Source organism: Paraburkholderia sp. (assembly GCF_035656215.1).
GTDB lineage: Bacteria > Pseudomonadota > Gammaproteobacteria > Burkholderiales > Burkholderiaceae > Paraburkholderia.
The window spans coordinates 1-11667 of the sequence record NZ_DASRSY010000121.1; the positions used below are offsets into that span (position 1 = coordinate 1).

Below are 11667 nucleotides of genomic sequence, written 5' to 3' on the forward strand. Positions count from 1 at the left end.
CGCACGAACCGCACAGGTGATAGATCGAACCCGATTGCTCGCGGAAATACTGCAGGAAACCTTCACGCGTATTCACCTGCGGCCCCGGCGAGATTTCTTCGACTGTGATCTCTTTCAGCGCCGGCGATGCCATCACCTTGCGCACCAGCTCGCAGCCCTGAATCACCTCGTCGATATCCTTCTCCGTCGTCAGCGCGTTGATGCGGATTTTCGCGGCGTCTTCCGCGCGATTCGATGCGATCTCGATCGATCCGCGGCTCGTCGGCCGGCACGGGTTGAATGCCAGCAGGAAGCCCGAATACGGCTCGGGTTCCAGATTGGCCTTGCTGCTCTTCGGAATCCGGTACGACAGCGGATTGAAGTACAACTGCAGATTCGGCTGCGCTTCCTGATCGTTGCCCCTGAAGAATCCGCCCGACTGGTTCACGCTCATCGCGAGCGGCCCCTTGCGCGTCAGCAGATACTGCAGACCGAGCTTGAGCTTGCCAAGCAACGGACGCATCTCGTCGTTCAGCGTCTTCACGCTCGCACGATAGTAGAAACTCACGCACAGATGGTCCTGCAGATTTTGCCCCACCGCGGGCAGTTCCTTGACCATCGAGATACGATGCTTCGCCAGCAATGCGCTATCGCCCACGCCCGAGAGTTGCAGCAGCTTGGGCGAATCGACCGCGCCCGCCGACAGAATCACTTCACGGGTCGCCATGAACTGCCGCGTAGTGCCGTTCTGCGTGACGGTCACGCCAATTGCCCGTTGGTTGCCGTCGAATAGAACGCGGCTTGCCAGCACGTCACGCTCGACCTTCAGATTCTTGCGCGTCAGCACCGGATGCAGGTATTCGAAACTGCTCGACGAACGCTGCCCGTTGCGCGTATTCACGTCGTAGATGCCGGCGCCTTCGAATTGCGCACCGTTGAAGTCGTCGCTGCGCTGGTAGCCTGCCTGGTCGCAGCCTTTCAGAAACACGTGGCAAATCGGATGGACTGCATCCTTCATCGGCGAGATACGGATTGGCCCATCCGCGCCGTGATACTCGGTGTTGCCGAGCGGATGCGATTCGAGCTTGCGGAAATACGGCAGCACGTCGCGAAACGCCCATCCCGTGTTACCCGCTGCGGCCCAGTCGTCGAAATCGTGCGGCTGACCGCGTACGTAGATCATCGCGTTGATCGAACCGGAACCGCCCTGCACTTTGCCGCGCGGGCAATAGATCGGCCGGTTGTCGAGTTCCTTTTCGGGCTCGCTGTAGTACATCCAGTTGTAGGTTTCGTTGTAGTACGTCTTGGTGAAACCCACCGGGATCTTGAACCAGAACGAGCTATCCTTGCCGCCAGCTTCGAGCAGCAGTACCGAATATTGGCCCGACGCCGAAAGGCGATTGGCGAGAATGCAGCCCGCCGAACCCGCACCGACGATGATGTAATCGTAGTTCATGCTCTATGTCGCCAGACGGCGCCCAATCCATTGAATGCGTAAAACAGGTTGAAACCCGCAGGTTAAAACCCGCAGATTTCAACCCCTGGCCGGCGCGAGGTCTTTTACGTCGGCGGGTTGTGGGGCCATTTGCAGATGCAGACGCTCGCCGGTGTACGGCGTGTGCTGCCTGACGACGTCCATGTTCAACTCCACGCCCAGGCCCGGTTCCTGCGAAGGAATGATGTAGCCGTCTTCCCATTGAATCGGCTTCTTCAACACCGCCGCATGGAAGCCGTCCCACGTGCCGATGCTTTCCTGAATCAGGAAGTTCGGCGTACAGGTGGCGAGCTGGATACTGGCAGCGGCACCAATCGGCCCGTTATACAGATGTGGCGCGATCTGCGCGTAATACACCTCGGCGATCGCCGCGACTTTCTTCGCTTCGAGCAAACCACCCACGCGCGCCACATTCAGTTGCAGGATCGACGCCGCGCCCGCTTCGAGCAATTTGAAAAACTCATACTTGGTGGTCAGGCGCTCGCCCGCGGCAATCGGAATGCTGGTGTGCTGCGCGACCTGCGCCATCGCGCCTTCCTGTCCCGGCGGCACCGGTTCTTCGAACCATAACGGATCGTATTTCTCGAGGCGTTTGGCGAGCCTGATTGCCGATGACGGCACCATCTGCCCATGCGTGCCGAACAGCAAATCCGCTTTGCTGCCGACGGCTTCGCGCACGCGCTTGCAGAAAGTCTCGCAACGGTCGAGCACTTCCATCGACAGTTGATGACCCGAATAAGCCGTATACGGCCCCGCCGGATCGAACTTCACCGCCGTAAAGCCGCGCTTCACATTTTCAACGGCGCATTCGGCGGCGAGATCGGGATCGTCGTAGTCGTATTCGCCCTTGCTGTTCTTCGGATACAGATACGTGTACGAGCGCAGACGCTGGTTCACCATGCCGCCAAGCAGTTCGTACACCGGCTTGTTCGCCGCCTTGCCGATGATGTCCCAGCACGCCATTTCCAGCCCACTGACCACGCCCATCATCGTCAGATCGGGACGTTGCGTGAAACCGCTCGAATACGCTTCGCGCCAGAGCCGCTCGATATGGTGCGGATCCTTATCGAGCAGATAGCGGCCGAATACATCGTCGATGATGTGAGTCATCGCCTTCGGATGAAACGTCGCCGAATAGATTTCGCCAACGCCTTCAATGCCGCAGTCGGTCTTCAGCTTGACGAAAATCCAGTACATGCCGCCCACGTGCGGCGGCGGTACGGCGACGATATGCGTTTCGAGCGAGACGACTTTCATTTACGCAACCCCTTTCCTGTTAAGCATGTTTCTCAGCGCAAGACCAGCAAAGCCGCCGAGCGCCGCTATTCCGGCCACATAGCCGAAGTAAAGCTGGTAACCGAAGACGCCCGGGAAGTTCTGCGTCAGATAGCCGTTGATCAACGGCAGGAACACGTCGGGCGAATAGCCAAGTACGGAAATCAGGCCGATAGCAAGGCCCATCGTTTCGACCGGGATATTGCAGCGATCCAGCAGCGACCAGTACAGACCGCGAATCGCGTAAGTCAGAATGCCGATGAACAGCACGAGGAACACCAGCAGCACGTGGCTCGAGATACGCGGCGCCGCCATCAGACCCAGCAGCGACAGTGCAGCGAGGAAGAGCGCGATCACCAGCACCGAGACCTTCGAATAACGGTCGCCGAGAAAGCCGCCGCCGATGCCGCCGATCGGCCGCATCCACAGCTTGAGCGTGGTGATCGTGCCGGCCATCACCACCGTCAAACCAATCTCGCCTTCATGCAGATACGCAGAGAAGCTGTAGGTGGCCCAGAACACCTGATAGCCGCAAAACACAATCGCCGCGACCAGCCACAGCTCGGGAATCGACGCGAGCGTTTTCAGATCGACCAGGACGTTGCTGCGTTTCTTCGTGGCACGGTTAGCGGCCGCGTCTTCCGTGCCTTGCGGATCTTTGACGAGCGCGAGCACCACGCCAAGCGCGATGCACAGAAACGCGTACATGTAGACGACCAGCTTGAAACCAGCCGTGACGGGCTCGCCTTTGGTCTGCGTGAACCACGCGAACAGCGTGATCGCGATGGTTGCGAGCATCGCTTCGATCAAGCCGCGTCCCCCGTCGAGCAAGCCGAAGAAGCGGCCTTGCTCGTGCGTGCCGGCGATCATCGTCACGCGCTTGATGACGGCGGCCCAGAACGTCAAACCGGTCGACAGTCCCCAGCCACCGAAGATCAGCATCAGCACATTGAAGGACGGCGCGGTCGAATACCACAGGCCGAGCACGCCGGTCGCGATCAGCGAAAAGCAGATCAACAGACGCGGTGCGATCCGGTCGGCGAGCCAGCCGCTCGGCAGGTAGCTCAGCAGAAAGATCGTGCCGAGCGACGAATACAGATAGCCGAGCTGACTATCGGTGATGTGAAACACTTCGAGCATCGTCGGCTGATAAACCTGCCGAAGATACAGAATCGGGTAGATCGCACCGGCCGCCAGCACCAGCAACGTGAGCTGGATATAACGTTGGCCCTTGCTTTTTTGCAGTGCGGCTTCGTCGCTTAACGCGAGCGAGGCGGCAGTTTGAACGGGTTGAGTCGACACGTGAGCGCTCCTGAGAGACACAGCGCCGGGCTGGGTCTCCAATCTGTTTTGTTATGGATTTGCAGCGTGCTGGCTGCAGTTCTTGCGAGTTTCAAAGGGGACGCGCACCGCCGCGATCAATTACACGGCACGCGCCAGTTCTGCATCAGTACTTCATGACCACAAGCCGGGTCTGCGTGAATTCGAGCATGCCGTGCTTGCCGTCGTCGCCGCCAAGACCCGAGCGTTTCCAGCCCGCGTGGAAACCTTGATACGGATCGGCCGGCGTGCGGTTCACATACAACTCGCCTGCCTCAATGCCGTTGGCGATCTTCATCGCGCTGCGATAGTTCTCGGTATAAAGCACCGACGACAAACCAAACTGATGGTCATTGGCCATCTCCAGCGCTTCGTCGAGCGTGCGGTATTTGACGACCGGCATGATCGGACCAAAGGTCTCTTCCTGGATGATTTCCATGTTCTGACGGCAGTTCGACAACAGCGTAGCCGGATAGAAGAAGCCCTTGCCTTGCGGCAGTCTGCCACCGGTTTCGAGCGTGGCGCCCGCCGCAATCGCGCGCTCGACCATGCCGTGAATCGACTGGCGAGACGCGTCGTTGACGAGCGGCCCCATCAGTGACGGATGTTCGCTGCGATCACCGCTTTCCACCGCGCTCATGTGCTTCTTCAACAGCGCGACGAAGCGGTCATGCACACTTTCCTGCACGTAGACGCGTTCGATCGCCGTGCAAAGCTGCCCACAGTGGGTGGTTTTGGATGCGACCAGATCGCGCGCGGCTTTCTCCAGATCGACATCCGCCTCGATGATCGCGGGCGTCTTGCCGCCCAGTTCGAGCGACGGCTTGGCGATGTTCGCCTTGCAGTATTCGAGTACCTTGCGGCCTGCGCCGACACTGCCGGTCAGCGTGATCATGCCGACCTTGGGGTGCGTGCAGAGCGCTTCGGCGGTTGCATGGTTCATTGCGAGAATGTTCACGACGCCGGCCGGCAGGCCTGCCTTCTCAACTGCCTTCGCGATCTCGAACGCGGAGGTCGGCGTGTTATTACTCGGACGCACCACCACGGTGTTGCCGGCGATCAGCGCGGGCGCCACCTTGCGCATGAACGTATAGACCGGGTAATTGAACGGGATCAGGCACGCGACCACACCGATCGGCTCGCGATGCAGCACGAGGTTTTCGTCGGGCGTGTCGCTCGGAATCACCTCGCCTTCGATACGACGCGCCCATTCGGCGTGGTAGCGGGTGATCTGGCCGGCGTAGATCGCTTCGTTGGTGGCGTCGGCGACGCTCTTACCCGACTCCAGCGCGAGCGCCGCGCCAATGGCGGGCGCGCATTCGGTGAGTGCGTCGGCGAGCTTGTGCAGGTAGACCGCGCGCTCGGCCGAAGGCAGCTTGCGCCAGCCTTTCTGGGCGGCTGCGGCGGCGTCGACCGCTGCGATGGCCTCGGCCTGGGTGGCGCCCGTGACATGGGCAATCGCGGCTTCGGTGGCAGGGTTGGTGACGGCGATGAGCTCGTCGCTTGCCGCATCGATAAAGCGGCCGTTAGCAAAATTTCGATCGAGTCGCATGGTCGTCTCCTGAAAAGCCTGGTGCAGTGGTGCATGGCCTTCGGCTATCGTCTTCATGCCAAAGGTGCATGAACGGAATTTTTCTCTCCGGCACGGCGCGCCACAAGCGAATAATTTGCGGAACAAACATTCGAAAAAATCACGTTTATCCAGGGATGTGCCTCATACGCGAATCCCATCCCAAATAGCAGAATCCGGGCTTTGCCAATAAGCAGCGTCCTTTGACACCGTTCGAACCCGTTTCGAACCACTGGGCCGCTCATTACCAATGTCTGGAGCTCACAATGAAAAAGAATGTCATCGCCACCGCGGCAATCACCGCACTCGCCTCGCTGGCGGCCCCATCCGCCTTCGCGCAAAGCAGCGTGACCCTGTACGGCGTGCTCGATGAAGGCATCGACTACACCAACAACGCCGGGCGCGGCGCGGTCTGGGAAATGGCGAGCGGCTATGCCCAGGGCAGCCGCTGGGGCATGAAGGGTTCGGAAGATCTGGGCGGCGGCATGAAGGTGGTGTTCCAGCTGGAAAACGGCTTCGATGTGAGCTCGGGGCGGCTTGGCCAGGGCGGCCGCATGTTCGGCCGCCAGGCCTACGTAGGCTTGAGCGACGATCGGTTCGGCACGGTCACGCTTGGGCGCCAGTACGACTCGGTGGTCGACTATCTCGCGCAGACCACCGCCAACGGCAACTGGGCCGGCTACCTGTTTGCGCATCCGTACGACAACGACAATACGGACAACTCGTTCCGCCTCGGCAACAGCGTGAAGTATGCGAGCCCGGAGATCGCGGGCTTCCAGTTCGGTGGTGTGTACAGCTTCAGCAACGACACGAACTTCGCGAACAACCGCGCCTATAGCTTTGGCGGCCAGTACGCGAACGGCGGGCTGCTGATTGCTGCCGCGTATCTGCAGGCGAACAATCCGGGCGCGGGTTCGACCGGTGCGATCACCGCGAACGACGCGAGCTTCATTGCCGGACGCATGCGGGTGTTCGGCGGCGGCATCAACTACACGTTCGGTGCGGCGACCGCCGGTTTTGCTTACACCAACTCAAACTATAAGGATCCGACCGGCAACGGCTATATCGGCATCCCGCTGGCGGCGTCCGGTGTCAGATTGAATACGCTGAAGTACCAGAATTTCGAAGTGAACGGCAAATACCAGTTCACTCCGGCCTTCTTTATCGGCGCGCAGTATGTATACACGATGGAAAACTACGATGCGTCGACTGGCAGCGTGAAGCCTAAGATTCACTCGGTCGGTTTGATGGCGGATTACAACCTCTCCAAACGCACGGACGTGTACGTGCAGGGCGAGTACCAGAAGGTCGCGGGCGACGCGACCCACTCGATTCTCGACAACGCATTCATTCCGGGTGTGCAGGCACCGTCGTCGACGGGGAATCAGGTCGCCGTACGGGTCGCGCTGCGGCACAAGTTCTAAGGATAAGGGGTTTGTCGCGCTGGAGCCGCCGCACCGGTGTTCAATTTTTCAGGCTGTTCACGTTCCGTATACACTCCTGGTACGCATTTCCCACGGGGAACCTTCATGCGCTTTCCACTACGACGAGCTTTCACATCCGTCATTTTGCTCATCGCCACGCAGGCCGCCTTTGCGCAAACCCCGAAAACCGTCCTCCTTGAGGACCTGACCTGGACCGAACTGCGCGACCAGATTCAGGCGGGCAAGACCACCATCATCATCCCCATCGGCGGAACCGAGCAAAGTGGTCCCGACGTCGCACTCGGCAAGCACAATGCACGCGTCAAGGTGCTGTCGCAGCGCATCGCCGAGGGCCTTGGCAACGCGATCGTCGCGCCGGTCATCGCCTACGTGCCGGAAGGTGGCTACGCTCCGCCGACCTCGCACATGCGCTTCCCCGGCACGATCACCGTGCCGGACGACGTGTTCGAAAAGACGCTGGAATCCGCCGCGAACAGCTTCAAGGTTCACGGCTTCACCAACGTCGTCTTTCTCGGCGACCACGGCGGCTATCAGAACGATGTCAGGCACGCCGTAGCCCAGCTCAACACGAGCTGGGCCGGCTCGGGCGCTCGCGCATTCGTGCCGCCGGCGTACTACGGCACCAGCTCGGATGGCTACGCGCAGATCTTGCGGCAGCACGGCATCAGCGATGCCGAGATCGGCACGCATGCGGGACTCGCGGATACCTCGCTGCTGCTGGCGGTCGCACCGCAGATGGTGCGGCTCGAGCATCTGCGAAGCGGTCCGAAACTGGGACCGGCCGACGGCGTCTATGGCGGCGACCCGCGGCACTCGAGCGTCGAACTCGGTCAACCGGGCATTGACGCAATCGTGTCGCGAACCATCGAGGCCATCAGGAAAGAAACCGCAAGCCATTAAGGCATTCGACACCCTCCCGCTTCCGCCCCCGAGCACCCATTCACTCGATAACGGAATTCACCATGCAATTGTGTTCTTCTCGTTTTTCGCGCGTTGCAACGGCCGTCGCCGTCGCGCTGGCTGGTTTCTGCGCCGCCGGCGCTGCATCGGCTGCATCGGCTGCGTCGGCTGTCACCACGGTGACCGGTATGCCGCCCGTGGTGAACTCCGATAACCTGTACAGCGAAACGCGCGCCGGCCATATGAGCCCCGCGGTCGCCAGCGCGTTGCCGCGCGTCTATGTGCCGAACCTGCGTTCGAACGACGTCTACGTGATCGATCCGGCCACGCTCAAAGTGGTCGACCGGTTTCACGTCGGCTTCAGTCCGCAGCACGTCGTCCCTGCATGGGATCTGCAGACGCTGTGGGTGGCCAACAACGCCGAAGGCCGCACCGACGGCAGCCTGACACCCATTGATCCGAAGACCGGCAAACCCGGCAAGGAGATCATGGTCGACGATCCCTACAACATGTACTTCACGCCGGACGGCAAAGAGGCGATCGTGGTGGCCGAAGCGCACGCGCGACTGGACTTTCGCGATGTGCACACCATGGCGCTGAAATCGAGTCTCGAAGCGCCGCAGTGCAAGGGCATCAATCACGCCGATTTCTCGATCGACGGCAAGTACGCGCTCTTCACCTGCGAATTCGGCGGCAAGCTGGCCAAGATCGATCTCGTCAACCGCAAGGTCATGGGCTACCTTGAACTCGACAGGAAAGGCATGCCACAGGACATCCGCATCTCGCCGGACGGCAAGCTGTTCTATGTCGCCGACATGATGGCCGACGGCGTCTACGTGGTCGACGGCGACAGCTTCACGAAGATCGGCTTCATCAAGACGGGCGTCGGCACGCACGGCCTGTACCCGAGCCGCGACGGCACCCGCCTCTATGTGTCCAATCGCGGCTCTAATCTCGTGCACGGGCCGAAACATGGCAAGGGCAGCGTGTCGGTAATCGACTTCGCAACGCGCAAGGTCGTCGCGAACTGGCCGATTCCGGGCGGTGGCAGTCCCGACATGGGCAACGTCAGCCCCGACGGCAAGATGCTGTGGCTATCGGGACGGTTCGATGACGTGGTCTACGCGATCGATACGACGACCGGGTCGGTCAAGTCCATTCCGGTCGGCATGGAGCCTCACGGCCTCACGGTCTGGCCGCAGCCCGGGCGTTATTCGCTGGGCCACACCGGGAACATGCGTTGATTCCACGGTCGGCAGTCCGCGATTGATCTGTGGCGCGATTTGCGTGGCGCCATGGACGGCTGGCATGCTGATCGGCATGTGCGACCGAGGCACCGCGAAAGCGCACTGGCCAGGATGCGCCCCTCACTCCTCCACCGCCGCCTTCAATCTCAGCAGCGCGTGATCCCACTGCTGCGAAATCGAATCGAGCGCACGCCGCGCTTCATCGAGGTGGGCCGGTTCGAACGCCCAAAAGCGTTCACGGCCCACCTTGATGTCGCGCACGAGTCCCGCATTGGCCAGCACCTGCAAATGCTGCGTGACCGACTGCCGCGTGATCTCCGTTCCGGCGGTCAACTGCGCGATCGACATCGCACTGCCCGCGCACAGCACAACAATCAGACGCAGACGCGTTTCATCGCCGAGCGCCGCAAAAATCTGCGCAGAACTTCGCAGCATGGCCGCCTTCACACGTGCATGACCGGCAGTCGGCTTATCCCGCGGCGACATACTTTTCGATATTAACCATCTGCTGGCCCCAGCCGCCGCTATTCATGCGGAATGCCTCTTCGCGTCGCGCGGCGGGAATCCGGTCGAAGCCCGATTCGATCACGCGCAGCAAGGTGCCCGAGTCGACCTCGGTCAGCTCGAATACCACCAGCGTGGTGGGCTCCGGAGAGTAGTCGATCGAGATATCCACCGCGGCCGGATGCCAGCGCCACGATAGATGGTGCTCCGGCTCGACCCGCTCGACCATCACGTCCATAACAAGATGTTCGTAGCCCGGATAGGTGATGTTGCCTTGCACGGACTGGCCGGCGACAAACTGTTTGCCGCTGAAATTCACGCCGAACCAATTGCCGAATTCTTCGGCGTTGGACAACGCGCGCCACACTCGCGAGCGTGGCGCCTTCAGCAGAATCTGTTTTTCGATGCGATCGGTTGATGTGTCAGACGATGGGTTCATATGCAGCCTCCTGACTGCATATTAGGCGCGCAATCGGCAACATGCAAGTATTTGCCTGCGTGTTTTCCGGCTTGAGACCCAGCGCATCGACCGCACGCACCAAATCGTCGAGTGCGCGCCGATGCCCGACGCCGATACCCTGGACAGTCGCCCGACCGATAAACGACGGGATACCCGGCAGCGACATGCTGTAGCCGTCCAGCGTGCCGATCAGCGAAATGCAACCGCCATCGGCGGACATGCATCGGCGCGGATGTCGAATTGCACTACTCCGTTGCGTGTGCATGCATCACGTTGGTGTGCATGGACCACGCCATCCACGGACGGCGCAGCGCGACGATCGCGAGAAACGCGCAAGCGGCCAGCGCGCCAAAGGTCGCAAAGCCCATCTGATAGCTGCCGGTGCTTTCCTTCGCGATGCCCATCACGACCGGCAGATAGAATCCGCCAATGCCGCCCGCGGCGCCGACGATGCCCGACATCAATCCGGTGCGGCCGGCCCAACGATGCGGCACCAGCTGGAAGGTCGCGCCATTGCCGAGACCGAAGGCCAGGTACAGGCACAGCAGCAGCGCAATCCCGCCCACCATCGACGGCATTGCCGCGGCGAACACGAAGTCACACAGCGAAATGATCGCCAGCAGGATGGTCAACGCACGCACACCTGACACCTTGTCGGCGATCAAGCCACCGAACGGCCGCACGATCGCGCCGGTTGCGGCAAGCAGCGCCATGAACAGACCCGCGTCGATCTTCGACAGTTGATACAGGTTGGTCAGCAGCAGCGAAACATACGAGGACATGCCGACAAAACCACCGAAGGTGATGCTGTACACCAGCATGATCACCCACGTGTCGCGCTCGCCCAGCACCGTGCGATAGCGCTTGGGCAGCACCGCAATCGCCAGCAGCGCGCCAATCACCGGAAGCAGCAGCACGCCGGTCTTGCCCGAGCCGAACAGGCCCGCTTCGACCAGCAGCACGAGCACGATCAAACCGACGAGCGTGACCGCAAAGCTGCCGAACGCGCGCAGCACGCTGCCCGATTTGATACCGGAATCGTTGGCCCAGAAGTACAGCGTGATCGCGGCAATCGCGAGCAACGGCAGTGCGCCAGCGGTCGCCATTTGCCAGCCGTAGTGCGTCGCCAGTTGCGGGAACATAAAGCCGTCGAGCACCGCGCCGATATTGCCGGCTGCGGCAAGACCGAGCACCAGCCCCTGCACCTTCGGCGGATAATTGCTCCCTGCCATCGGCAGCGCCACAGCGAAGCTCGCTCCGCCCACGCCGAGGAACACACCGAGTACCAGCAGCACGGTGTACGACGGTACGGACGGCATCAGCGGTAGCACGATCGTCGGCACTGCCGAGAGCAATACGCCCATCAACGCGATGCGCTTGCCGTGTGCCGATTGATACAGGTTACCGAGCGTCACGCGCAGAATTGCCGCCGACAGCACCGGCACGGCGACCAGCAAACCCTGTTGTGCGGG

General features: G+C 61.1%; 10 protein-coding genes and 1 pseudogene. 3 read left to right on the forward strand and 8 right to left on the reverse strand.

Features of this window, described 5'->3' with window-relative positions; genetic code table 11:
• The 4 genes from VFE81_RS06850 to aldA all read right to left on the reverse strand — a co-directional run.
• A partial coding sequence (locus tag VFE81_RS06850; RefSeq protein ID WP_325043871.1) for a GMC family oxidoreductase occupies positions 1–1435 on the reverse strand: 1435 nt, incomplete at its 3' end.
• Positions 1436–1513: 78 nt separating this feature from the next.
• Complete coding sequence (locus VFE81_RS06855; protein ID WP_325043872.1) at positions 1514–2731, reverse strand: mandelate racemase/muconate lactonizing enzyme family protein; 1218 nt, start codon at positions 2729–2731, stop codon at positions 1514–1516.
• Complete coding sequence (locus VFE81_RS06860) at positions 2732–4051, reverse strand: MFS transporter (protein WP_325043873.1); 1320 nt, start codon at positions 4049–4051, stop codon at positions 2732–2734. It lies immediately after the preceding gene.
• Between the two features lie 145 nt (positions 4052–4196).
• A complete protein-coding gene (aldA, locus tag VFE81_RS06865) occupies positions 4197–5621 on the reverse strand; it encodes an aldehyde dehydrogenase (protein ID WP_325043874.1) in 1425 nt (474 codons plus the stop codon).
• A 284-nt stretch (positions 5622–5905) separates the two neighbouring features.
• On the opposite strand from aldA, the gene VFE81_RS06870 reads away from it, so the two are divergent.
• From VFE81_RS06870 to VFE81_RS06880, 3 genes are all read left to right on the forward strand, one after another.
• A complete protein-coding gene (locus VFE81_RS06870) occupies positions 5906–7063 on the forward strand; it encodes a porin (RefSeq protein WP_325043875.1) in 1158 nt (385 codons plus the stop codon).
• A 105-nt stretch (positions 7064–7168) separates the two neighbouring features.
• Positions 7169–7984: a creatininase family protein gene (locus VFE81_RS06875; RefSeq protein ID WP_325043876.1), complete on the forward strand. Its 816-nt coding sequence runs from the start codon at positions 7169–7171 to the stop codon at positions 7982–7984.
• Positions 7985–8046: 62 nt separating this feature from the next.
• Complete coding sequence (locus tag VFE81_RS06880) at positions 8047–9228, forward strand: YncE family protein (protein ID WP_325043877.1); 1182 nt, start codon at positions 8047–8049, stop codon at positions 9226–9228.
• Positions 9229–9351: 123 nt separating this feature from the next.
• Here the strand turns inward: VFE81_RS06880 and VFE81_RS06885 are convergent, their stop codons facing one another.
• The 4 genes and pseudogenes from VFE81_RS06885 to VFE81_RS06900 form a co-directional block, all read right to left on the reverse strand.
• On the reverse strand, positions 9352–9717 hold the full coding sequence (locus VFE81_RS06885) for an ArsR/SmtB family transcription factor (protein WP_414695558.1): 366 nt from the start codon (positions 9715–9717) through the stop codon (positions 9352–9354).
• The gene (locus tag VFE81_RS06890) at positions 9701–10174 is read right to left on the reverse strand and encodes an SRPBCC family protein (RefSeq protein ID WP_325043879.1); all 474 of its coding nucleotides are present in this window, start codon (positions 10172–10174) and stop codon (positions 9701–9703) included. The genes VFE81_RS06885 and VFE81_RS06890 overlap by 17 nt, the downstream gene beginning before the upstream one ends.
• A gap of 67 nt (positions 10175–10241) precedes the next feature.
• Positions 10242–10409, reverse strand: a pseudogene (locus tag VFE81_RS06895) (NAD(P)-dependent alcohol dehydrogenase); the annotation flags it as partial.
• A 31-nt stretch (positions 10410–10440) separates the two neighbouring features.
• Positions 10441–11667 (reverse strand): MFS transporter (locus tag VFE81_RS06900; protein ID WP_325043881.1); only part of this gene is annotated, 1227 nt, incomplete at its 5' end.